This is a genomic window from Burkholderia sp. Ax-1719 (assembly GCF_011753055.1).
Classification (GTDB): domain Bacteria; phylum Pseudomonadota; class Gammaproteobacteria; order Burkholderiales; family Burkholderiaceae; genus Paraburkholderia.
The window spans coordinates 21,456-45,687 of sequence record NZ_VWWJ01000032.1 but is presented as its reverse complement, the minus strand read 5'-3'; the positions used below and the strand labels follow the sequence as shown (position 1 = coordinate 45,687).

At 63.9% G+C, this 24,232-nt stretch carries 20 protein-coding genes; 9 read left to right on the top strand and 11 right to left on the bottom strand.

What is annotated here, in order from left to right; genetic code table 11:
• The first annotated feature begins 195 nt into the window (after positions 1-195).
• Positions 196-678 carry an Lrp/AsnC family transcriptional regulator gene (locus tag F3J17_RS32360; protein WP_027817200.1) on the top strand — a complete coding sequence of 161 codons (483 nt, stop codon included), beginning with the start codon at positions 196-198 and terminating at the stop codon, positions 676-678.
• Positions 679-691: 13 nt separating this feature from the next.
• On the opposite strand, the gene F3J17_RS32355 is transcribed toward F3J17_RS32360, so the two are convergent.
• On the bottom strand, positions 692-1,408 hold the full coding sequence (locus tag F3J17_RS32355) for a TetR/AcrR family transcriptional regulator (protein WP_167069339.1): 717 nt from the start codon (positions 1,406-1,408) through the stop codon (positions 692-694).
• A 455-nt stretch (positions 1,409-1,863) separates the two neighbouring features.
• Here F3J17_RS32355 and F3J17_RS32350 point away from each other — a divergent pair, with 455 nt between their 5' ends.
• From F3J17_RS32350 to hydA, 5 genes are all read left to right on the top strand, one after another.
• Positions 1,864-3,129: a Zn-dependent hydrolase gene (locus F3J17_RS32350; protein ID WP_167069337.1), complete on the top strand. Its 1,266-nt coding sequence runs from the start codon at positions 1,864-1,866 to the stop codon at positions 3,127-3,129.
• Between the two features lie 111 nt (positions 3,130-3,240).
• Positions 3,241-4,635 (top strand): NAD(P)-dependent oxidoreductase, encoded by a 1,395-nt coding sequence (locus F3J17_RS32345; RefSeq protein WP_167069335.1) that lies wholly within the window; start codon positions 3,241-3,243, stop codon positions 4,633-4,635.
• A 52-nt stretch (positions 4,636-4,687) separates the two neighbouring features.
• Positions 4,688-5,965, top strand: coding sequence for an NAD-dependent dihydropyrimidine dehydrogenase subunit PreA (gene preA / locus F3J17_RS32340; protein WP_167069333.1), 1,278 nt, complete (start codon positions 4,688-4,690; stop codon positions 5,963-5,965).
• Between the two features lie 58 nt (positions 5,966-6,023).
• Positions 6,024-7,550 (top strand): NCS1 family nucleobase:cation symporter-1, encoded by a 1,527-nt coding sequence (locus F3J17_RS32335; protein WP_240161240.1) that lies wholly within the window; start codon positions 6,024-6,026, stop codon positions 7,548-7,550.
• Positions 7,551-7,601: 51 nt separating this feature from the next.
• Entirely contained in the window at positions 7,602-9,059 is a 1,458-nt protein-coding gene (gene hydA / locus F3J17_RS32330; RefSeq protein WP_167069331.1) for a dihydropyrimidinase, read from the top strand.
• Between the two features lie 19 nt (positions 9,060-9,078).
• Here the strand turns inward: hydA and F3J17_RS32325 are convergent, their stop codons facing one another.
• The 6 genes from F3J17_RS32325 to F3J17_RS32300 form a co-directional block, all read right to left on the bottom strand.
• On the bottom strand, positions 9,079-9,765 hold the full coding sequence (locus F3J17_RS32325; RefSeq protein ID WP_167069329.1) for an OmpA family protein: 687 nt from the start codon (positions 9,763-9,765) through the stop codon (positions 9,079-9,081).
• A gap of 19 nt (positions 9,766-9,784) precedes the next feature.
• Complete coding sequence (locus tag F3J17_RS32320) at positions 9,785-10,585, bottom strand: flagellar motor protein (RefSeq protein WP_167069327.1); 801 nt, start codon at positions 10,583-10,585, stop codon at positions 9,785-9,787.
• A gap of 108 nt (positions 10,586-10,693) precedes the next feature.
• Positions 10,694-11,905 carry a cyclic nucleotide-binding domain-containing protein gene (locus F3J17_RS32315; protein WP_167069325.1) on the bottom strand — a complete coding sequence of 404 codons (1,212 nt, stop codon included), beginning with the start codon at positions 11,903-11,905 and terminating at the stop codon, positions 10,694-10,696.
• Positions 11,906-12,213: 308 nt separating this feature from the next.
• Entirely contained in the window at positions 12,214-12,453 is a 240-nt protein-coding gene (locus tag F3J17_RS32310) for a DUF2783 domain-containing protein (protein WP_167069324.1), read from the bottom strand.
• A gap of 115 nt (positions 12,454-12,568) precedes the next feature.
• On the bottom strand, positions 12,569-14,281 hold the full coding sequence (locus F3J17_RS32305; protein ID WP_167069322.1) for an FAD-dependent oxidoreductase: 1,713 nt from the start codon (positions 14,279-14,281) through the stop codon (positions 12,569-12,571).
• A gap of 27 nt (positions 14,282-14,308) precedes the next feature.
• Positions 14,309-15,268 carry an MBL fold metallo-hydrolase gene (locus F3J17_RS32300; protein ID WP_167069320.1) on the bottom strand — a complete coding sequence of 320 codons (960 nt, stop codon included), beginning with the start codon at positions 15,266-15,268 and terminating at the stop codon, positions 14,309-14,311.
• 275 nt (positions 15,269-15,543) lie between these two features.
• Here F3J17_RS32300 and F3J17_RS32295 point away from each other — a divergent pair, with 275 nt between their 5' ends.
• From F3J17_RS32295 to F3J17_RS32285, 3 genes are all read left to right on the top strand, one after another.
• A complete protein-coding gene (locus tag F3J17_RS32295; RefSeq protein ID WP_167069318.1) occupies positions 15,544-16,392 on the top strand; it encodes an IclR family transcriptional regulator C-terminal domain-containing protein in 849 nt (282 codons plus the stop codon).
• A gap of 2 nt (positions 16,393-16,394) precedes the next feature.
• The gene (locus F3J17_RS32290; protein ID WP_167069317.1) at positions 16,395-17,225 is read left to right on the top strand and encodes an IclR family transcriptional regulator; all 831 of its coding nucleotides are present in this window, start codon (positions 16,395-16,397) and stop codon (positions 17,223-17,225) included.
• Between the two features lie 110 nt (positions 17,226-17,335).
• On the top strand, positions 17,336-18,790 hold the full coding sequence (locus tag F3J17_RS32285; RefSeq protein ID WP_167069315.1) for a cytochrome P450: 1,455 nt from the start codon (positions 17,336-17,338) through the stop codon (positions 18,788-18,790).
• Here F3J17_RS32285 and F3J17_RS32280 read toward each other — a convergent pair.
• The 4 genes from F3J17_RS32280 to F3J17_RS32265 all read right to left on the bottom strand — a co-directional run bounded on the left by F3J17_RS32280 (position 18,787) and on the right by F3J17_RS32265 (position 24,055).
• Entirely contained in the window at positions 18,787-21,000 is a 2,214-nt protein-coding gene (locus F3J17_RS32280) for a tetratricopeptide repeat protein (RefSeq protein ID WP_167069313.1), read from the bottom strand. The two genes, F3J17_RS32285 and F3J17_RS32280, sit on opposite strands and share 4 nt — an antisense overlap.
• Before the next feature lie 220 nt (positions 21,001-21,220).
• Positions 21,221-22,093, bottom strand: coding sequence for a MurR/RpiR family transcriptional regulator (locus F3J17_RS32275; RefSeq protein WP_167069311.1), 873 nt, complete (start codon positions 22,091-22,093; stop codon positions 21,221-21,223).
• 77 nt (positions 22,094-22,170) lie between these two features.
• The gene (gene ugpC, locus F3J17_RS32270) at positions 22,171-23,238 is read right to left on the bottom strand and encodes a sn-glycerol-3-phosphate ABC transporter ATP-binding protein UgpC (protein ID WP_167069309.1); all 1,068 of its coding nucleotides are present in this window, start codon (positions 23,236-23,238) and stop codon (positions 22,171-22,173) included.
• Positions 23,239-23,281: 43 nt separating this feature from the next.
• Positions 23,282-24,055 carry an SDR family oxidoreductase gene (locus F3J17_RS32265; protein WP_167069307.1) on the bottom strand — a complete coding sequence of 258 codons (774 nt, stop codon included), beginning with the start codon at positions 24,053-24,055 and terminating at the stop codon, positions 23,282-23,284.
• Between the last annotated feature and the right edge of the window lie 177 nt (positions 24,056-24,232).

The following is a 24,232-nucleotide window of genomic DNA, read 5'->3' as shown; positions in this document are numbered from 1 at the left end:
CACCGCGGCTTGTGGCTGCGGCGGCGCGCCCCAACGCGGGGAGGTGGCCGCGTGGGTCGTGCCGGACGAGAAGGCATGTGAAAAATATACCGGGATCGAGGCTGGATTTGCTTCCTGTTTTCCGGCCAAAAGCCCCTCTAACCAGAAGCTCCTTCCGCTAGAATCGACTTTCCCTGTACAAAATTCTTTTTCGCCATGAGCGCCCGCGAACGCCAGCCCAAAACCCTCGACAATCAGGACCGCAAGATCCTGCGCGCCCTGCAGCAGAACGCGCGTCTGTCCAACGCCGAACTCGCCGAGCAGGTCGGCATGTCCACCACGGCGTGCTGGAACCGCACACGCCAGCTCGAAGCCGATGGCTATATCGACGGCTACGTGGCGCTGGTGAACCAGCGCAAGCTAGGTTTCGCCGATATCGTGATTCTGGAAGTGACGCTCGATCGCCACGAGGACGACGCGCTCGCGCGCTTCGGCTCAGAGCTTGCGGCGCTGCCCGAAGTGCTGGAGGCGTATCTGGTGTCCGGTGAATACGACTACTGGATCAAGGTGGCCGTGGACGGCACCGCCGGCTACGAACGGTTCCTGCGCGAGAAGCTCTATCGCATCTCCAGCATTCGCCATAGCCGTTCGATGTTCGCGTTGCGCTGCATGAAAGACGTGGCGTCGATGCAGGTTTGATTCGGCTTCCGAATTATTTTCCGGGCGAGCGAGCCCCGCTCGCCCGCAGAATCATCTTGACGACCTCTTCGGTCGTCGTTTCGAAGCTCGCCGCCGACAACGCGCGCTTGCCCGCGAGTGCACGAATCTGCGCTTCGAAATCCGCGTAGTGCTGCGTGGTCGCCCAGATCATGAAGAGCAGCGTGCGCGGCTCGACGGGCGCAAGCAGGCCTTCCGCGACCCAGCGCTCGATCAGCGTCACGCGCGACTCCATCCACGGCTTGACGCGCTTCAGAAGAATGTCCTGCATGTGGGTCGCGCCGCTGATGATTTCGTTGGCCCACACCTTCGAGCCCAGCGGCCTGCGCCGGGACAGTTCCATCTTCGCGCGCACATAGCCGCCAATTGCTTCGACGGGGTCGTCGCTCGCATCGAAGGTATCGGCTGCCGCGTTCCATTCCTCGAACAGATCGTCCAGCACGCGCCAGTAGAGCGAAAGCTTGGTTGGGAAGTAGTAATGCAGATTCGCTTTGGGCAGGCCCGCGCGTTCGGCGATCAACGCCGTGCTCGCGCCTTCGAAGCCACGCTCGGCGAATACGGCTTCCGCGCACGCGAGCAGATGCGTTTCGTTCGACGCACGGATCGACGCCTTGCGGCGCGGCTTTTTCGTGCTGTCCTGCTCCTCGTGCGCGCTCCCACTTTGGCGCAGTGCAAGGTTCGCGGCTGGCGTGCTGGTTTCGTCGTCGCGCATGGCTTCGGTCCGTTCAAGAAAGTGGCATCGCAGCGCGACGCGGTTTCATTGTAGACACGCAGTGTGCGCACGGTGATCCGGCGTGTGTCATGTCATCGGGTAAACGTGAGTACTTCGCGTGTGTACTGCGCATGTCTACTGCGCCTCTGTATCGCCCGCGTACCGCGCGTTTTTCGCGCACTGCAACATCGATGGCACGCTTCTCGCTCGTATTACCGCATTGAATTCCCTTTATTTATAGCCTACAACCTGTCCAATCGGACAGGATTCGGCGAGCGGGATTTCACTGCCCCGAATGAGCGTCGCGCGCATGCACCGTGATTGCGCAACACGCCCCAGACGATGGCACCGATGCACGCTTCATGAACACAAACGTCGTCGCGAACCCCACAGCGGCCCCATGAAAAACCGCCTCGCGACGCAACGCCCAGTCGAACATTGACAGGAGAGCACGCATGAACGTAGTAAGCGAAGCCGCGCTGACCACCGCGATTCACGTGAATGGCCAGCGTCTCTGGGACAGTCTGATGGAGATGGCGAAGATCGGCGCGACGCCCAAGGGCGGCGTATGCCGCCTCGCGCTCACGGACCTCGATAAACAGGGCCGCGATCTCATCGTCAAGTGGGCGAAGGAAGCGGGCTGCACGGTGAGCGTCGACCAGATGGGCAATGTGTTCATGCGCCGCGCGGGCCGCAACAACGATCTGCCGCCCGTGATGACGGGCTCGCATGCGGATTCCCAGCCCACCGGCGGTCGCTTCGACGGCATCTACGGCGTGCTGGGCGGTCTTGAAGTGATCCGCTCGCTCAACGATCACGGCATCGAAACCGAACACCCCATCGAAACCGTCATCTGGACCAACGAAGAAGGCTCGCGCTTCGCGCCCGCGATGGTGGCGTCCGGCGTATTCGCGGGCGTGTTCACGCTCGATTACGGACTGTCGCGCAAGGACGTTGACGGCAAGACCATCGGCGAGGAACTCAAGCGCATCGGTTACGCAGGCGATCTGCCGTGCGGCGGCCGCAAGATTCATGCGGCGTTTGAATTGCATATCGAACAAGGCCCGATTCTCGAAGCCGAAAACAGGACGATTGGCGTGGTGACGGACGCGCAAGGTCAGCGCTGGTATGAAGTAATCCTGACCGGTCAGGAAGCGCATGCGGGCCCCACGCCGATGCCGCGCCGCCGCGACGCCTTGCTGGGCGCGTCGCGCGTCGTGCAGCTCGTCAATGAAATCGGCCTGCGTCACGCGCCGCTCGCGTGCGCCACGGTCGGCATGATGCAGGTGCACCCGAACTCGCGCAACGTGATTCCGGGTCGCGTGTTCTTCACCATCGACTTTCGCCATCCGCTGGACGAAGTGCTCGCGCAGATGGATGCCGAACTGCGCGAGGGCATCGCGAAGATCGTCGAGCAAGGCAAGCTGGAAGCCGAGGTCGAGCAGATTTTCTACTACGCTCCGGTGCCGTTCGACGCGGCCTGCGTGAAGTCCGTTCGCGCCGCGGCCGAGCGCTTTGGCTATTCGAATCGCGACATTGTGTCGGGCGCGGGCCACGATGCCTGCTATCTCGCGACGGTCGCGCCCACCTCGATGGTGTTCGTGCCGTGCATCGACGGCATCAGTCACAACGAGATCGAAGACGCCACGCAGGAATGGATCGAGGCCGGCGCGAATGTGTTGCTGCATGCGATGCTGGAGCGCGCGAGCGAGCCGGGCTGAACATCGCGTTATCCGCCAGATAAAGCCATAACAAGCTGTTCCCCACGTACCGGCTGCCGCGCCCCGCGCGCAGCCGGCGGACCCGTGTTTTGCCTCGTCAGGAGCATCCGGATGTCCCACTCCGCTAAAAACAATACGCGTGCCACTCAAGGCATCGCGGCAGGACGCCTCAGCGCAGAAGAACTGGGCTGCCAGTTCGCCGATGTCGCCCCGCCGCTTTCCGCCAATGCCGCCGTCATTGCTTCCGACCGCTGCCACTACTGCTACGACGCGCCATGCGTTGCGGCCTGCCCCACCGGCATCGACATTCCCAGCTTTATCCGCAAGATCGGCAACGGCAATCTCAAGGGCGCGGCGCGCGATATCCTGAGCGCGAATCCGCTGGGCGGCATGTGCTCGCGCGTGTGTCCAACCGAAATTCTCTGCGAAGGCGCCTGCGTGAGAAATCATCAGGATGGCGAACCGGTTCAGATCGGCGCGCTGCAACGGCATGCCACCGACTTCCAGATGGCGCGTGAGGCCGAGGGCGCTGCGCCGCTGTTTCGCCGAACCAGCGAGACCGGCCGCAAGGTCGCGGTGATTGGCGCGGGTCCGGCGGGACTGGCGTGCGCACATACGCTTGCGCTCGCGGGTCATGACGTGAGTGTTTTCGACTCGCGCGAGAAACCCGGCGGCCTCAACGAATACGGTATCGCCGCGTATAAAACCGTCGACGATTTTGCGCAGAAGGAAGTCGCCTGGCTGCTGTCGATTGGCGGCATCGAGTTGAAACAAGGCCAGCAACTGGGCCGCGACTTCACGCTCGACGCATTGCGCCACGACTTCGACGCCGTGTTTATCGGCATCGGTCTGGGCGGCACGCACGCGCTGAAGATCGACGGCGAGGCGCTCGATGGCGTGCGCGACGCGGTGGACTTCATCGCGCAACTGCGCGAAGCGGACGATCTCGCCACGCTGCCGGTGGGCCGCCGCGTGGTGGTGATCGGCGGCGGCAATACCGCCATCGATGCCGCCGTGCAAAGCCGCAAGCTGGGCGCGGAGCACGTGATACTCGCGTACCGTCGCGGCAGCGCGCACATGAGCGCGACCTGGGCCGAGCAGGAATTCGCGCGCCAGCAAGGCGTGACGATTGTGGAGTGGATGAAGCCCGTGCGAATCACGGGCGATGGTGCGGTAGAAGCCGTGGAGTTCGAGCGCGCGGCGCTCGATGCAAACGGCGTGCTGCAAGGCACCGGCGAGATCGAACGCATCGAAGCCGACATGGTGCTCAAGGCCATCGGCCAAAAGCTCTTGCCTGAAGGCCTGGAAGCGCTGCAATTGAGCGCGGGCGGCGTGCGCATTGCCGTCGATGCCGATGGCGCGACGTCGCTCTCAGGCGTGTGGGCCGGCGGCGATTGCGCGGGCCACGGCGCAACCGACCTCACCGTGCAAGCGGTGCAGGACGGCAAGCTCGCCGCACACGCCATCGACCGCTATCTCGCCGCGCAAACCGGCAAGGCCGCATAAAGCAGGAACGCACAAGCAAACGCCCCACACCGATAAAACAAGGAGTCGCATCATGGCCGATCTGCGCTGCTCGATTGCCGGTATTGAATCGCCCAATCCGTTCTGGCTTGCCTCCGCGCCGCCCACCGACAAGGCCTACAACGTCAACCGCGCCTTCGAAGCAGGCTGGGGCGGCGTGGTCTGGAAAACGCTCGGCCTGGACCCGCACGTGGTCAACGTGAGTTCGCGCTACGGCGCAACCACGTGGCGCGGCCAGCGCATCGCGGGCCTGAACAATATCGAACTCATCACCGACCGCCCGCTCGACGTCAATCTCAAGGAAATCGCCGAGGTGAAACGCGACTGGCCGGATCGCGCGTTAATCGTTTCGCTGATGGTGCCGTGCACCGAAAGCGACTGGAAGTGGATTTTGCCGCTGGTCGAAGACACCGGCGCGGACGCGGTGGAACTGAACTTCGGCTGCCCGCACGGCATGAGCGAGCGCGGTATGGGCGCGGCCGTCGGTCAGGTGCCCGAGTACATCGAAATGGTCACGCGTTGGGTCAAGGAGGGCACGCGCCTGCCTTGTCTCGTCAAGCTCACGCCCAATGTCACCGATATCCGTCACGGCGCGCGCGCGGCGCTCAAGGGCGGCGCGGATGGTGTTTCGCTCATCAACACCATCAATTCGATCGTGGGCGTCGATCTGGATGTCATGGCGCCGCTGCCGACCGTCGACGGCAAGGGAACGCACGGCGGCTACTGCGGCCCCGCAGCCAAACCCATCGCGCTACACATGGTGGCCGAAATCGCGCGTGATCCACAAACGCAAGGGCTGCCGATCTCGGGCATTGGCGGCATTTCCGACTGGCGCGACGCCGCCGAATTCATGGTGCTGGGCGCGGGCAGCGTGCAGGTCTGCACCGCCGCGATGCATTACGGATTCCGAATCGTCGACGACATGATCGACGGCCTGTCGAACTGGATGGATGACAAGGGCTACGCCAATCTCGACGCGATTCGCGGCCGCGCAGTGCAGAACGTCACCGACTGGCAATACCTCAATCTGAACTACGACATCAAGGCGCGCATCGATCAGGACCGTTGCATCCAGTGCGGGCTGTGCCACATCGCCTGCGAAGACACCTCGCACCAGGCCATCACCGCGACGAAGGACGGCCAGCGCCATTTCGAAGTGGTCGATGCGAATTGCGTCGGGTGCAATTTATGCATGCATGTTTGCCCGGTCGACGCATGCATCACGATGGAGCGCGTCGATTCGGGCCGCTACTCGAACTGGACCACGCATCCCAACAATCCTGGCCGCGTAGCCGATCCGAAGGCCGCCTGATCTACCGGTACTAAAAAAACCCAATAAACCGAACGACAAGACACGGAGAATCCGCATCATGAGCCAGCCAGCAGCCAGCGGTGACGCAGGTGCAACAGCAGGCGACGCCAGCGCGCGCCGCAGCGCCAGCGAGTTGTACAACGACGATCTCGCACCCACGGGCGTCGACCAGCGCACGTGGCGCTGGTATCACTTCGCGGCGCTGTGGGTGGGGATGGTGATGAACATCGCCTCCTATATGCTCGCGGCAGGGCTCACCGAGCAAGGCATGTCGCCGTGGCAAGCTGTTATCACCGTGCTGCTGGGCAACGTGATCGTGCTGGTGCCGATGCTGGCCATCGGCCATGCGGGCGCGAAGTACGGCATCCCGTATGCGGTGCTGGTGCGCTCGTCGTTCGGCACGCAAGGCGCGAAACTGCCCGCCATGCTGCGCGCCATCGTGGCGTGCGGCTGGTACGGCATCCAGTCGTGGCTGGGCGGCAGCGCCATCTATACGCTCGCCAACATCCTGTTCCACAACGCACTGGTGGGCGATGCGCTGCCGTTTCTGGGCATCTCCATCGGCCAGGGCGCGTGCTTCCTGCTGTTCTGGGTGCTGCAGCTTTACTTCATCCTGCATGGCACGGATTCGATCCGCTGGCTCGAAAGCTGGTCGGCGCCAATCAAGGTGGTGATGTGCGTGGCGCTGGTCTGGTGGGCCTGCTCGAAAGCGGGCGGCGTGGGCAGCATGCTGTCGCAGCCCTCGCAATTCACCGCGGGTGGCAAGAAAGCCGGCCTCTTCTGGGTCACGTTCTGGCCGAGCCTCACGGCGATGGTGGGCTTCTGGGCCACGCTCGCGCTCAATATTCCCGACTTCACGCGCTTCGCGAAGACGCAGAAGGACCAGCTCGTCGGCCAGGCCATCGGTCTGCCGATTCCGATGGCGCTGCTCTCCGTGGTGTCGGTGGTGGTGACGTCAGCGACGGTGGTGATCTACGGCAAGGCAATCTGGGACCCCATCGATCTCACCAGCCGCATGGAAGGCATCGGCGTGGGCATCGCGCTCGTGATTCTCACGCTCGATACGATGTGCTGCAATCTGGCCGCGAATCTGGTCGGCCCGGCCTACGATTTTTCGAGCCTGTGGCCAAAGGGCATTTCGTACAAGGCAGGCGGCCTCATTACGGCGGGCATCGCCATCGTCATGATGCCGTGGAAGATTCTGGCCACCACGCAGGGTTATATCTTTACGTGGCTGGTAGGGTATTCGGCGCTGCTCGGCCCGGTCGCGGGCATTCTGATGGTCGACTATTTCCTGATTCGCGGCACCCGGCTCGATACCGAACAACTCTTTGAGGAAAGCGGCGAATACGCCTATTCGAACGGCTGGAATCCCGCTGCTGTGATCGCGCTGCTCGCGGGCGTGCTGCCGAACCTGCCGGGCTTTCTCAACGAGGCATTCCCGAACGCCTTCCCCTCCGTGCCCGATGCGTTCAAGGGACTCTATACGTACGCGTGGTTCGTGGGACTCGCGATTGCCGCCATCGTCTACGGCGTGCTGATGAAGCTGGGCAAGAGCCGCAGGCCCAGCGTCGCCAATGCGTGACAGCTTAAAACCACTGGAAATGCAGGCTCAAACTGAAGGAGACATAGCATCATGGCGATCCTGATTCGAGGCGGCACCATCGTGGACGCGGACAAGACGTATCGCGCCGACGTGCTCTGCGACAACGGCACGATCACGGCGATCGGCGAGAACCTCGACGCGCCCGCCGGGGCCACCGTCGTGGATGCGGGCGGCCAGTATGTGATGCCGGGCGGCATCGACCCGCACACGCATATGGAACTGCCCTTCATGGGCACCAAGGCGCACGACGACTTCTTTACGGGCACGGCGGCCGGCCTTGCGGGCGGCACGACATCGATCATCGACTTCGTGATTCCCAACCCGAAGCAACCGCTCATGGAAGCGTTCCGCGAGTGGCGCGGCTGGGCCGAAAAAGCCGCCGCCGATTACGCCTTTCACGTCGCCGTGACGTGGTGGGACGAGAGCGTGCATCGCGACATGGGTCTGCTCGTCAACGACCACGGCGTATCGAGCTTCAAGCACTTCATGGCGTACAAGAACGCCATCATGGCCGACGACGAAATCCTCGTGAACAGCTTCGCGCGCGCGCTCGAACTGGGCGCGCTGCCCACCGTCCACGCGGAAAACGGCGAACTCGTGTTCCAGCTTCAGCGCCAATTGCTGGCGCGCGGCTTTACGGGACCGGAGGCGCACCCGCTTTCGCGTCCGCCCGAAGTGGAAGGCGAAGCCGCCAACCGCGCGATCCGCATCGCCCAGGTGCTGGGCGTGCCGGTGTATATCGTGCACGTTTCCGCCAAGGAAGCGCTGGAAGCCATTACGCGGGCGCGCGCCGAAGGCCAGCGCGTGTTTGGCGAAGTGCTTGCCGGGCATCTGGTGATCGACGCAGCGGTCTATCGCGACCCCGACTGGACGCGCGCCGCCGCGCACGTCATGAGCCCGCCGTTCCGCACCAAAGAACACCGCGACGCGCTCTGGCGCGGCCTGCAAGGCGGCCTGCTGCAAACCACGGCCACCGATCATTGCGTGTTCTGCGCCTCGCAGAAAGCCATGGGCCGCGACGATTTCACACGGATTCCTAACGGATGCGGCGGCGTGGAAGACCGCATGGCGATTCTGTGGGATCAGGGCGTGAACACGGGACGGCTAACGCCGAACGAATTTGTGCGCGTCACGTCCACCAACGCCGCACAGATTTTCAATCTCTATCCGCGCAAGGGCGCGGTCGTCGTGGGCGCGGATGCCGATCTCGTCGTCTGGGACCCGGAAGCCACGCGCACGATCTCGGTGAAGACGCATCACCAGAACGTCGACTTCAATGTATTCGAAGGCATGACGGTGCGCGGCGTGCCCACGCATACGGTTTCGCAGGGCGAACTGGTATGGGCCGATGGCGACTTGCGTGCGCGCCGCGGCGCAGGCCGCTATCTGAAGCGGCCCGCGAATCCGGGCTATCTGCAAGCTTCGCGTCTGGCGAAACAGTTGAAGGAAACCGAGCCGGTGCATCGCGAAGGCGACAAGGTTGCCTGAGCGCTGAGGTCAAACCAAGTCAGTACTGCACGACGATCGTCACGCGGCGATTGAGCGCGCGGCTCGCAGGGTCGGTGCCGGCAACGAGCGGAAAGTTGTCGGCCCGGCCGATCGCCGCGAGGCGATGCGGCTCGACACCGCGTTCCACCAGATAGCGCACCACCGCGCCCGCGCGCGCCGACGACAACTCCCAGTTCGACGCGTAACGCGCATTGGCGATCGGCGTGCTGTCCGTATGGCCTTCCACGAGGATATTGCCCTCGGGCACTTGCGCAAGCACGCTGGCAACCCGGCTCAACACGCCGAATGACTCCGGCAGCAACGCGGCATCGCCGGCATTGAACAGGATCTTCGCATTGATGCCGATTTCCATGCCATGCGCCACAGGCGAAACGGTAATCTCACCGCGCGCGCGCAAAGGATCGAGCGAGGCCAGCAAGACGCGTTCGGTGTTCTGTGACGGCGCTGGTTTTGCAGGCTGCGCCTGCACTGTCTGTGACTCGGTGCGCAGTTCCTGTTCGTGACGCTTCGCAAGCTGCATGGCGTAGAGCGCGAGGAACAGCACCATCATCGTCGTGACGAGGTCCGCATACGAAAGCAGCCAGCGGCCCGTTTGCCCCGAATGCTCGCCGCTTTCTTCCTCGTCGTGATCGAGTATGCCCGCCAGCAGGTCGCGCGCTGCGGGCTTGTCGGATGAGGTTTGCATGCTGATGGTCCGCTCGCGCTCAGTTGACGGTCGCGCTCTGGCGCGCCCACGCATGGGTATCGCCGCGTCCGCCCGCATGCGTGATGACTTCGCCCGAAAGACGCGTGGCGATCATATGCGGCGTTTCCTTGCGAGAAATCGCCAGCAGGCCATCCAGATAGAGCTTGCGCAGGCGCAGTTCGCTTTCGATATGCGCGCGCATCTTGCCGTATAGCGGCAGAAACACGAGATTCGCCAGCGCAAGGCCGTAGAGCGTGGCGACGAAGGCCACCGCGATGCCCGTGCCGAGTTGCGACGGCTCGACCAGATGCGCGGTCACCTGGATCAAACCCAGCACCGAACCCAGAATGCCGAAGGTCGGCGCATAGCCGCCCGCCTGCTGCCAGACGCGCGCGGCCGCCAGATGGGTGCGGCCATAGTTTTCGAGCTCGCGGTTGAGCGCGTCTTCCAGCACGGCGGTGGAAACGCCACTCGCCAGCAGTTCGAGCCCACGGCGCGCGAAGGGATGGATACCCGCCCAGTCCATCGACTCGAAAGCAAGCAGACCGTTGAGCTTGGCCTGATCGCCCCATTCAAGCACGGCGGCGAGGCTCGCCTCATCGACCTGCTGCGCGCGCACGAACACCGTGCGCAGACGGCGGATCGCGTCGAAAAAGCGCGCCCACGTATTCTGGATCATGACTGCACCCAGCGTGCCGCCCAGAACGACCACGAACGCTTCGGGCTGCAACAGCGCGGCAAAGTGACCGCCTTCGAGCATAAAGCCCACGATGACAGCCGCGCCGCCAAGCAGGACGCCGAACAACGTCAACAGATCCATGCGTGTTTCCAATGAAAGTCAGGTAAAGGTGAGGCGCGTGCGCGTTCAGCGCGCCCACATCGTGCGGGCGCGCCAGGCTCCATGCCGTTGTCGGAATGAATCGCTGCGTTAAGCGGCGCGCGCCCGGAGTTCGCGCACTGCGCTGAGAAGGCGCTCCTCGATGCCTTCCAGTTCGAGCGGATCGGACTTGATCTCGCGCCGCATGAGCCAGGAGATTTCGTTCTTGCGCGCTTCGGACAGCACCGATTGCAGACGCTCGGACACCGCCGGATCCTGAAGCGACGCCAGCAGCTTCGCGAGATCGTAGGTATCGAGCGCGCTGACCGCGTCGAACAGCGTGCGTTGATCGACGAACAGCAGATCGTCGAGCGTCTTCACATCGCCGGAACCGCGATTCGCGCGTTTGCTGAAATACGCAACGCCCTTTTGCTCGACAAAATTCAGCACCTTCGATTTGCGGAACGCGAACAGTTCGTCGGCGATCTCGCCATGCGAGAGCTTGTTGAGCAGCAGCGTGCGCTCAACGCCGATCAGCGCTTCCAGATCGCTCAATTCGATGAGTTCGAGTTCGCTGTTGATCGAGACGTCCAGATCGTGATCGGCCACCTGCCCCGCGCGATCGATGATCCGCACCGGGTCGAAGGTCACGAACTGACGGCCGAGCGCGCCATCGCCGCTATCCGCGCCGGCCAGGTGCGAAGCCGTCTGGCCCGATTCCATCGTGATGAGGTTGAGCTTTTCCATGCGGCGCAGCATCGCCATCACGTGCGGGCGCGAATGGCCCGCCACGGCGCGGCACTTGTGCACCACGTCCGCCAGCGCGACGCTCACTTCGCCCGCGCTGGAACCGGCGCCCTGGCGCAACCAGCCGCCCTTGGGCTCGGCGCGCTCGGCGCCCGCCAGCAGCGAGAGCACGTGCGCATAGGACAGCACGCCAGGCATGAAGTCGGCGTGCGTGTAGGTGGCGAGTTGATCGTCCTTCGCCTTCGCGCGGCGGATCATCGTGCGCACGACGTGGCGCAGCAGCGGCGAGACGCGTTCGAGTTCGTCCTCGATGATGTTCGCGGGAATGACGGTGAGCTGGCAGAACGACAGCGCCTTGGCGGTGCTCGGGCGCGGCTCCGCGCCCAGCAAAGCGCTTTCGCCAAAGAACTCGCCGCGGCCCAGCGTTGCCGTCACGACGCGCTTTTCTTCGCAGCGGGTGGAAATTTCGACTTTGCCGTCGGCGATGACGAAGAGCAGGCGCTCGCCCGCGTAGCCTTCCGAATAGATGACTTCGCCCGGCGCGGCGGTGCGCGACCATGTTTGACTGCGATTCAAGGTGATTCCCCGTATGCGGTGTCGTTGTTGACCGTCTGAAGCGCCCGGTTTGAAAGCTCAAGGACGATCGATCTGGTTCTCGTATGACTGCCGTTTACGGCTTTGCGCAGGGGGTTCTTGAATCAATTTGCATCGGCGTTGCGCGGGTGCAAGCGGGCCTGGTCCGGCCGGTGGAATGCGTTGCAATCGATACGCACGTTTTAGCGCTTCGATCGACGCAGATAGCGTGAAGGCAAACGATTGCGTTCGCTGTGCATGTACACGCTCGCGGAGACCGGGATAGGGAATCCCGGACCCACATTTTTTAATCAAGCCGCCAGTTTCCCTACCGATCCCATCGTTCCATTCGCCGGCGGCACGACGACGCCCGCACGCGCAAAGCGGATCGCCTCCATCAAGGCCTCGTGCTCGCCCACGTGATTGGCCAGCAGCAGGATCAGTTGCGCGTTGACCGACTGGCTCTGCGCATCGTCGAGATCGCGATGCATGTCGATCAGCGCTTCGTAGAAGTCGTCGGGGCGCGCGAGATTGGGTTGGGTATTCAGCATCGTCGTCTCCTGTCCCATCTTCATTTCGTCGTTCGTTTCGTAATGGTCTACATAAGCGATCCGAAAGGCGGCGCGCTTTCGTTCGCGCAAAACGGCCGCCTTTCTCGTCACCGCGTCATGCCGTGCCTTCCACGCACAGCGCCCGCTTCAACGCGCGCTCCACGCGCGGTGCGCTGATACGATGCCAGCGCGCGCTCACGTGCTGATCCGGACGGATCAGATAGAACGCGCCGTCCTGCGCGCCGTAGCGCTGCGCCGCCAGCCCTTGCGCATCGCGCAGCACGGTCGTGCCTGCCGGCAAGGCTTCGGGCGCCGCGCCCTCGCCTTCGATCACCGCGACGAAGTTGAGCGGCACCGCGCCGCCTGCCAGCGCATCGAGCGCGGCGCGCGTTTCGCTGTCGAGCGTCGATCCCGCGCGGCAGAACAGCAGCCCCGTGAAGCGTCCGCCAAGCTGCTTGAGCAGCCATTGCGCGTTGCCTTGCGCATCGGACAGCGGCGCGTCGGCGCAGGACGCGCCGGGCACCATCTGGCCGGAGAAGCGGTCTTCATCGGCGGTATTGAGCGTCGATTCGTGCAGCACGGCAGGCACCGAAAGACGCCCGCTATTCACGAGTTGACGCGCAAACGCATGCTCGCGCGCCAGCGTGAGCACGGCGTCGCGGAACACCCGGCTCACCGCGCTCTTGGGCGTGATGAAATCGGTCGAACGCGTGGAATTGCGGATGTTTTCATCGGCGGCAAATTCTCGCTCGCTTGCGTAGGTGTCGAGCAGCGCATCCGGCGCGCGATGCTCCAGCACCATCGCGAGTTTCCACGCCAGATTTTCGCTGTCCTGGAAGCCGCTATTTGCACCACGCGCGCCGAACGGCGACACCAGATGCGCGGAATCGCCCGCGAACAGCACGTTGCCGTGCCGGAAGCTGTCCATGCGCAGGCACGAAAACGTGTAGATGCTCACCCATTCAAGCTCGAATTTCACGTCCGGGCCGAGCAAGGCGCGCACGCGCGGAATCACGCGTTCGGGCGTCTTTTCCAGCACCGGATCGGCATCCCAGCCGAGCTGGAAGTCGATGCGCCAGACATTATCCGGTTGCCGATGCAGCAGCACCGACTGATTCGGATGGAACGGCGGATCGAACCAGAACCAGCGCTCGGTCGGGAAATCGGCTTCCATCTTCACGTCGGCGATCAGGAAGCGATCCTTGAAGGTGCGGCCGTGGCTGTCGAGGCCCATGAGCTTGCGCACGGGACTGCGCGAGCCGTCCGACGCCACCACGTAGCGCGCGAGCAGTTCATACGGACCGTCGGGCGTGTCGATTTCGAGCGCGACGTGCGCGTCGTCCGTGTGAGGCTCGCCACGTTGCGAAAGCCCCGTGACCTTGCTCTTCCAGCGGATTTCGAGGTTCGGCAATGCCTGCGCGCGTTCGAGCAGGAAGCCTTCCACATAGTACTGCTGAAGATTCACGAAAGCCGGACGATGATGGCCGCTTTCAGGCAGCAGATTGAAGGTGTAAACCAGTTCGTCCTTGCGGAACACCTTGCCTACGTTCCAGCTCACGCCCTTCTCGACCATGCGCTCGCCGCAGCCGAGGCGGTCGAAGATATCGAGCGAGCGCTTCGAAAAGCAGATCGCCCGCGAACCGGTGGAAAGCGTGCAATCGTCGTCGACGAGCACGACCTTGATGCCCTGTTGCGCCAGGTCGATTGCCGTGGCGAGGCCCACCGGGCCCGCGCCAACGACGACGACCGGTCGCACGCTCTTTTCAACGCCGACGCCTTGTTCATGGCAGCGTGCGTAGTCGAACGTCAGAGATTGGTAATCGATCATGTGTCTCTCCGTCTCCTCCAGAACCGCTCAATCCTGCAGCGCGTCCCACATTTCCTTGTCGCGCTGCGCGGTCCAGATGCGCGGATGCGTGATGCCGCTCGCTTCGTCATAGGCGCGCGTCACGTCGAACGGCAGGCAATGCTCGTAGATGAAGACGTGGCCGAACTTCGGGTCCATCGCTTCACGCGTGAGCGCCATCGCGCCCTTCAGATCGAGCTTCTGTTCGACGGCGGCACGACCCTGCGTGAGCAGCGTCGACACGAAATCCTTCGTGTAATCGAGGCCCTTGTTGACTTCGTCGGGATTGAGCAGCGCGGGGCCGCGGCCCGGCACCAGCTTGTCAGCGCCCAGTGCGCGCAACGCTTCGAGCGTGGCGGGCCATTCGGCCAGTTGGGCGTCGCCGCAATAACAGGCCGCGTCGTATTCCACCAGGTCGCCCGAGAACAGCACCTTCTGCTGCGGCAACCACACCACCGTGTCGCCCTTCGTGTGGCCCGAGCCCAGATGCGCGATCTTGACTTCGAGCTTGCCGAGGAACAGCGTGATTTCCTTCTCGAACACCAGCGTCGGCCACGTCAGGCCCGGCACGGTTTCGACGCCTGCGAACAGCCGCGGGAAGCGCTCGATTTCCGACTTCATGTCCTGCTCGCCGCGCTCGACGATCATCTCGTACGTGCCGCGACTGGCGATGATCTGCTGCGCGCCTTCCTCGAAATACGCCGACGCGCCCAGCACGCGCACCGCGTGATAGTGCGAAAGCACCACGTATTTGATGGGTTTGTCGGTGACGCTGCGGATCTTCGCGATGAGGTCCTGCGCCATCGCGGGCGTGGCGGTGGTGTCGACGATCAGCACGCCGTCGTCGCCAATGATGACGCCCGAATTCGGATCGCCTTCGGTCGTGTACGCGTAGGCGTTTTCCGAAAGCTGGGTGAAGGTGACCTGCTTTTCTTCGAGGTCGGCCTGCGATGCGAACGCCTTTGCCATCTGAGTCTCCGTATCTGTGGGGAACGGTCGACAAGGCGAGGCTGAACGCACGCGCCACAGAAGCGCACGTGCAGGAACCGGCGCGCAGGCGCCAGCCGTTTTTGTCTCGCCCCGTCTGGTTTAGTTGAACCGCTGTTCTGCCGGGGTGAAGCCATGATCGCCCGACGGTTTTTATTTGTCAATAGCGAATACACTAGCCATATGCAAACAACGAAACCCACAGGATTCTTCTGTCATTCAGTTAACATGGACCCTTTTTCAGCCTGGTACAACGAGTGAAGACCCCTCGCAACGCGCCGCCGTCCGCCGCCGGAACCGACGATGAAGCCGCTGGAGCCAGCCGCGCCCAGCGCGGCATCCAGAGCGTCGAAGTGGGCGCGCGCCTGCTGCGCGTGCTCGCCGACGCGCGCGTGCCGCTCGCGCCCACCGATCTTGCGGCCGCGGGCGACATCGCCTCCAGCCAGGCGCATGCCTATCTGGTGAGCCTCACGCGCCTCGGTCTCATCAAGCGCGACGCGCTGTCCGGGCGCTACGAGGCAGGGCCGCTGGCATTGCGCCTGGGCCTGCTGCATCTCGCGCAGCAGCCCGCGCTGCGCGAAGCCGTGCCGCACGCGGCGGCGCTCGCGCAGGCGCACAACTGCAGCGTCGCGCTGTGCATCGCCGGGCCGCAAGGGCCCACCATCGTGCGCTACGAGCACGCCAGCCTGCCGCTGCATGTGAACCTGCACGTCGGCACTGTCATGTCGCTGCCAGCGACCTCGACGGGCCGCGTGTTCGGCGCATTTCTCGACGACGCTACGCTGCGCGCGATGTGGGCCAACCAGACGGCGCAGCCGGTCTGGCGCGGCACCGCGGCGGCCGAAGACATCCCGGCGCCCGACGCCGCCTTTTCCGCCACGCTGGACACGATCCGCGCGCGCGGCTTTGAAATCGGCATCGACGCGCCCAGCCCCGGTGTGAGCAGCGTCTGCGTGCCGGTGTTCGACGCCCAGCGCACGCTACGCCTGACGCTCACCGCCATCGGCGCGAGCGGCGCGCTCGATGTGCGCGTCGATGGCAAGCTCGTGCACGCGCTACGCGACGCCGCGCAAGCCATCGCGCAAGCCGCCTTTCAATCGACCTGACCATGCCCAAAGAAGCCACAGAGACCATCGAAGCCGCCGACAAGCCCCAGCGCGGCATTCAGGCGCTCGACGTCACAGGCGAGCTGCTCGCCGCGCTCGTTGCGGCCGGCACGCCGCTGTCGCTGCGCGACCTCGCGGCGGCGGCCGGCATGCCCAGCGCGAAGGCCTTCCCGCATCTGGTCAGCCTGCTCAAAACCGGCCTGTTGGCACGCGACGAAGCGGGCCGCTACGAAGCCGGGCCGCTGAGTCTCGAACTTGGCCTGCTGGGCCTGGCGCGCCTGTCTCCCGTGCGCGAAGCCGATGCCGAACTCGTCGATCTCGCCACCGGCACGGGCATGAGCGTCGCGCTCGCAGTGCCGGGGCCGCTCGGCCCTACAGTCGTGCGGCTGGAGGAATCGCCGCGGCCGCTGCATGTGAGCCTGCGGCCCGGCACGGTGATGTCGCTCGTAAATACCGCCATCGGACGCGTGTTCGCCGCGTGGCTCGACGACGATGTGCGCGCGGCGCTGCTCGCACAGGACTCGCTGCGGCTGGCTGGCGTAACGCAGGCGCCAATGCCTGACGACGACGCGCGCTACGCCGAACGCCTCGCCGCAATCCGCACGCAAGGCCTGGACACCGCACTCGACAAGCCTATTCCCGGCATCAGCACCGTGGCCGCGCCTGTGTTCGATCACACCGGCAGCGTGTGCCTCGTGCTCGCCTTGATGGGGCCGTCGGGGAACCTCGACACCACCCGCGAAGGCTCCAGCGCGCAACGCCTGATGGCAGCGGCGGAGCGCCTTTCGCGTCGCTTCGGCTACGTGGCGGGCGCGGTGCTCCCGGCTTTATAAGCCGTCGATATAATCGCGCTTTTAGCGCGGCTTATCCGGCACACGCGAGACAGCACGCGCGCGCTCGCACCGCCGCGTCACCCACGCCATCAAGGCACAAGGACCCGCCCATGAGCACGGCCTCCACCGGTTCCAACGCAGCGTTGCGTCAGGTCGCAGATCTGCCCTGTCCGCGCGGCCTGCCGCTCGTCGGCAATCTGCTGCAGCTTTCGCCCACGCGCCTGCATCTGATCCTCGAACGCTGGGCCGAAGAACTCGGCACGCCGTATCGCTTTCAGGTGGGCAGCATTCCCATCACGATCTGGACCGACACCGAGCTGATCCAGCAGATCATGCGCGAGCGTCCGCACCGCTACCGGCGCTATCAGCCGATCGAAGCCGTGCTCGAAGAAATGGGCGCGAACGGCCTCTTTTCCGCCGAAGGCGCGGCGTGGGAAACGCATCGGCGTCTGGTGATGCAGGCGCTTTCGATCAACAACATCAAGGCGTTCTATCCCACGCTCGCGGACATCACGCAGCGCCTGCGCACGCGCTGGCTGCGCGCCTCCGAACGCGGCGACACCGTGGAGATGACCGACGATCTCAAGCGCTATACGGTGGATGTGACGAGCGCGCTGGCGTTCGGCGAAGACCCGCGCACGCTGGAACGCGATCACGGCGTGATCCAGGAGCATCTGGAGCGCATCCTGCCGAGCGTGATGGGCCGCATCAATGCGCTCTTTCCGTATTGGCGCGTCTTCAAGCTGCCGGCGGATCGCAAGCTCGATCAATCGCTTGCGGAAGTGCATCGCTACATCGATTCGATGATGGCCCGCGCCCGCGAGCGCATGTGCGACGAGCCGTCGGACACGCCGCGCAATTTGATGGAAGCCATGCTCGTGCAACAGCAAGGTGGCGAACACGGCGGCACGCCCATCACCGATGCGCAGATTCGCGCCAATGTGCTCACGATCCTGCTCGCGGGCGAGGATACGACCGCGGATTCGATCGCGTGGACGTTGCCCTATCTGGCGGCTGATCCTGCCTTGCAAACCCATCTGGGTGAAGAAGCGCATCGTGTGCTGGGCGACGCGCCGGTTTGCCCCGACTACTCAACGCTCAAGGAACTCGATATTTTCGAGGCGATCTGCATCGAGGCCACGCGCCTGCGCCCGGTGGCCGCCGTGCATTCGTTCGAGCCGCTCGAAGACGTGGTGGTGGATGACGTGGCGCTGCCCAAGGGCACGCGCATGTTCTTCGTTGCACGGCCCGCGATGATCGACGCGAAGAATTTCGTTGATCCGCAGCGCTACGATCCGTGGCGCTGGATGCGCAAGGGCGAACACGCCGAGCATGCTGCCAGCGCGGGCGCGCATGATGTACGCGCTTATCTGCAGTTTGGCGCCGGACCGCGCGTGTGTCCTGGGCGTCATCTGGCCACGGTGGAAATGCGCCTGGCGCTTTCCATGTTGATGAACGAGTTCTCAATCGAAATGGCGATGGATCCGGCGAAGATCAATGAGGTGTCCGCATTTACGATGGTGCCGGACACCATGCCGGTGAAGCTGACTAAACGCGTGCGCTAGCTACGCGGCTCCTCGCACCACACACGCCACATGTGGCGAAAGGCGGCTTCCATGTTGCGTGCGAAGCGTGCGCCATCCATCAGCGGCGATGCCTGCATGCGCGAGCGTAGGCCCGCGCGCAACGCCGCGAGACGCGGGAGATCGCGGGCAAGCGCGACGACGATGGACGCGTAATCGGCGTCGTTGTCGGCGGCGAGTTCGGGCAAGCCGAGGTTCGCAAGCAGGCAAAGACCCGCGCGGCTGGTTGCTGACCGCCCGTAACGCGTCGGCACCGGGACGCCCATCCAGAAGGCGTCGAGGCTGGTGGTATGGCCCGTGTAGGGGAACGTGTCGAGCGCGATGTCGATTTGCTGATAGGTGCGCAGATAGTCGGCGCGTGCCTGGAAACCGATGAATTTCACGCGCGCCGGATCGATTCCGGTTGCCTGAAAGCGCATTAGTAGCCGCTCGCGGGCCGAACCTTCCGGTGCCATCAGCAGGAGCTTCGCGTCGGGAAGCGCGACAAATACCTGCGACCAGAGCGCAAGCGTCGCGTCGGTCAGTTTGCAGGGATTATTCAGGCATCCGAATGTTATATGGCCGTTCGTGAGCGCGGGTAGTTCATTGATCCCGGCGTCTGAAGTCAGCGAGTCGTAACACCAGAAAGCGTCGAGGAGGCGCAGTGAGCGCTCGGTGTACTGGTCGTCGACATTGGGTTCGTGCGGCGGATCGATCCACGGATCGGTGAGCCGCCAGTCAATCGACGGGCTGCCCGTCGTGCCCGGATACGCCAGCCACGCCACCTGCACTGGCGCGGGCCGACGCGCAAACAGCAGACGCCGCGCGCCATCCATATGCATCGTCAGATCGACGAGAATATCGATGCCATCGTCGCGAATCTGCTGCGCGAGGCGCGCGTCATCGAATTCACCCATTTCGCGCCATGTGTCGGCGTGGCGCTTGAGTTGCGCAGTAACGTCGTCGCGCTGGTTGCCGAGCGCGTAGCAAACGATTTCAAAGTCCGCGTGATCGTGATGACGCAACAGCGGCATCGTGAACAGCGACTGGCAGTGATTGCGAAAATCCGGAGAAACATAGCCGATGCGCAACCGCCGCGCGGGCACAGGCGTATTCGCGTGGCGCGTCTGCGCACTCTCGGCAAGCAGCGCGGATTCGTGCTGCGCGGCGAAGCGCTCTGCCTCCGCGCGAATTGCGTGACCGTCGTCGCAAGCGAACATCAGCGAAAACAGCAAGTTGCTGTGGGCGCCAATGCGCGTGGGTTGGCTCGCCAGAATGCGTCGATAGACAGCGATGGCCTCGTCGATATCGCCCATCTTGCTGTGCGTACTGGCAAGGTTATGGAGCGCATCGGCGAAATCCGGCTTGATTTCAATGGCACGCGCGAACGCGGCGCGTGCTTCGTCCACTTGCCCCACGCGCAGACGCAGATTGCCGAGATTGTTCCAGGCGGACGCGCGGCGGGGATCCAGTCCGAGCGCGCGTTCTAGCACGGCTTTCGCTTCTTCGATACGGCTTGCGCCAGTCAACGCGGAACCGAGATTCGTCAGGACTTCGACAGAGTCTGGCGCAAGCGATTGGGCGTGCTCGAAGACTGCAAGCGCTTCGCTCAGCCGATGCGTATTCAGCAGTACTTGCCCCAGATTGTTCCAGGCGTTCACGTGTGTGGGCGCAAGTTCCAGCGTGCGCCGCAAGACGGCTTCCGCGCGCGCAAACTCGCCCGCCTGAGAAAGCATGGTGCCGTAGTTGAAGTGAATGCCCACATGCGTGGGCGCCAGTGCAAGCGCGCGCTCGAAGCAATGCGACGCCGCAGCGCAATCGCCCGCTTCGCCGTATAAATGGCCGAGGTTATTGAGCGCAATCGGGGAATTCGGTTCGAGTTCGAGCGCGCGTTGCAGCGCGCGGATCGCCGTGTCTCGATTCGTGGCGTCACAGGTCATTGCGAACGTCACGAGGTAGTGCGGCGCTTCGCGCACGCTCAGTGCGCGATCGATCAGAGCGCGCGCCGCAAGCCGATCGCGCGCGAGTTCCAGCATGGCGGCAAGGTTGAGCGCGTCGGCGTCCTGCGGGTTAGCGCCGAGCAGTCGCGCGCACATTTCGCGGGCGATGTCGATTTCGCCGCGTTGCCAGGCGGATTCGGCGGCGGCGAGCGTGATGTGCGGCGTATCACGTTCAAGACGTTTTAATACTTCCGGAGCTCGAAATTGGGACATGATGCGAGACGCGCCACAAAGCGGATAACGCTCAAGTCTAGTGACGTCTCAATATCGGTGGCCGGATTTCTGACAGACAGCGCTTGCAACGCAATGCTAAACGCCGAAACGCGCGAAAAAGCCCTGATGTTTCTCGACCCTGGCAATCTTCGCCGCAGCATCGATATAGACATCCGCCCGACTACCAGCAACGCAGCAAGAACGGCCAATGCGCGCCGCCTCACTCCTTAACCTCCCCCAAACTATCCGACCCACTACGCGTTTGCGCATCCCGCATCTTCTCCAGCGTACGCGGCGTCAGCCCCATCGCCACCGCAATCGCCAGCGCATCGATCACTGCCAGATGCGCGATACGCGCAACACCAGGCGCATGCGGTTCCTGCGCAGCCGGCACGCGCAACAGCAACGGGATATCGACAACCCAAGCCAGCCGCGACCCTGCATTAGTCAGCGCAATCGTCGTCGCACCACGCTCCTTGGCGATCTGAATACTCTCATTAACCTCGACACTGCGTCCCGACTGCGAAATCGCGAACGCCACATCGCCGGGTTCCAGCAAACCCGCATAGAGACGTTGCAAATGCGCATCCGTAAAAGCGCTTGCCGCGATATCCAGACGCAACAATCGTAAAGCAGCGTCCTGCGCCACCAGCCCAGACCCTGCCCCCACGCCAAAGAAATAAACCCGCCGCGCGCTTCCAAGCGCCGTCGCCGCTGCCTCGAACACCGCCGGATCAAGCGATGCGCGCGCGTGCTTCACCCCCTGCGCCACCGCTTCCGCGACGTTATCGAGCAGCGTGCCGACCGACGTAACGTCGCCGCTCGTCACTTCCTGCGCCGCCACGAACGGCATGCCGCCCGCCGCGCTTTGCGCCAGCCGCATCTTGAAGTCGCGCAGTCCGTGCGCGCCCACCGCGCGGCAAAAGCGCGTGACCGAGGGCTCGGACACATCGGCGCGCAGCGCGAGTTCGGTGATGCTTGCGCGCATCGCGAAGTCAATGTCGGCGAGCACCATCTCCGCGACCTTGCGTTCGGCGGGCCGCAGCGACTCCGCAACATTGCGGATGTGATGGATCAGGTTGGAAACCGGCAAGCTATTTTCCGTGGAGTGAGCCGTGGATGAACCATGGAAGGCGCGAGCGACACCAGGCCCGAGGCCGGACATTCACCTCATCCGTCGAGCCGCTTGCCGCTTTCGGTATCGAACAGATGCAGGTGCGCGAGAGGCAAACCCAGCGCCATACGCTGGCCCGGTTCGATGCCGGGCCGCGCGCGCGTCGTGACGCACCATGAATTGCCGCCAATTTTCCCGTACAAGTGGGTTTCGGCGCCAGTCGGCTCGATCACTTCGACCGTGAACGGCGCTTCCCCATTGCCAGTTTCGATATGTTCCGGACGGATGCCCAGCGTCACGCGCGCGCCTTGCTCGGCGCGCCCTTCGGGAATCGCAATGCGCACGCCATCGTCAAGCACCAGCGCCGTCCCGCGCGCGTCGCTCACCACCGTGCCCGCCACGAAATTCATTGACGGCGAACCCAGAAAGCTCGCCACGAAGAGATTGCCGGGTTTGTCGTAGAGATCGAGCGGCCGCCCGATCTGCTCGATGCGTCCGGAATTCATCACGACGATGCGGTCCGCCATCGTCATCGCTTCGATCTGATCGTGCGTGACATACACCACGGTATTGCGCAGTCGCTGATGCAGCGCCTTGATTTCCGTGCGCATCTGCACGCGCAGTTTGGCGTCGAGATTCGAAAGTGGTTCGTCGAACAGGAACAGCGAAGGCTCGCGCACCACGGCGCGGCCCATCGCTACGCGCTGACGTTGTCCGCCCGATAGCGCGCGCGGCAGACGGTCGAGATAATTCGAGAGATTGAGCATTTTCGCAGCGGCTTCGATGCGCGGCTTGAAGCCGTCCTCTCGCTCCTTGCGAATTCGCGGGCCAAACGCAATGTTGTCGTACACCGATAGATGCGGATACAGCGCGTAGCTCTGGAACACCATCGAGATATTGCGTTGCTGCGGCGGCAGCGCATTGGCGCGCGTGCCGCCGATGGTCAGATCGCCGCCGCTGATGTCCTCCAGACCCGCGATCATGCGCATGAGCGTGGTCTTGCCGCAACCCGAGGGGCCGACCAGCACGACGAATTCGCCGTCCTCGATGTCGAGGTCGACGCCATGCACGACCTGGGTCTCGCCGTAGCGCTTGTAGATGCCGTTCAGTTGTACCGCTGCCATGCTGTCCTCGTTCGCGTGTGCGCGTTTTGCGTGCGTCTTTGCTTCAGATTTCGTCGAGCGTGAGTTCGTTCGCCATCAGCCGGTTGCCCGCCATCAGTCCCGCATCCACCGGCAGCGCGACGCCCGTAATCACGCGCGCCTGCGGCGAGGCGAGAAATTGCACGGCATCGGCGATATCGTCGGGCGTGGCCACGTCGCCGAGCGGATACCATTTCTTGAGTTGTTCGAATATTTTCGGATTCTTCTGCACGCGCGAGTGCCACGCCGGGGTCTTGACGGTGCCAGGGCAAACGATATTCGCGCGGATGCCATGTGGCCCCAGCTCCATCGCCAGGGCTTTCGTATAGCTCACCAGTCCCGCCTTGGCCGCGCTGTATGCCGGATGACCCAGCGCGCTCAAGCCATTCACCGAGCCGATCAGCACGAGCACGCCGCGCCCGCGCTCGATCATCGAAGCGCGCACCGCTTCCACGGTGTAGTAGGTGCCGTTCAGATTCAGGTCGACGTCGCGCCGCCAGCTGGCCGCGTCGGTATGCGCGAGCGTGGTGCCGAGCGCGCCGCCTGCGTTCGCCACCGCCACGTCCACCGGCCCGCGCGCAGCGACGGCGCGCGCCACCGCGTCTGCCAGCGCGGCGGCGTCGCTCACGTCGGCGGCCAGCGCTTCGAGGCGCTGTGCGCCGAATTCATCGGCGAGTTGCTGCACAGCCGCGGCCTCGCGGTCGAGCGCCAGCACGGTGTCGCCCGCGTCGAGGAATCGTTTGCACAACGCACGGCCTATGCCGCCGCACGCGCCCGTCACCAGCACCACCCGGCTCATTGTCGACTCTCCGCGAAAGGTTGCTTTCGGGCGCGGCGCAGATCTGAGCCGGGCCTGTAAATTTCCAACATCATCATGTTTTCAATCATCGATGAAACCGATGATCGAGGGTTTACACGCAGGCGTCCCAAATATTGCACTGCGAGAATTTCCCTTGTTTTACTGCATGTTATGCAA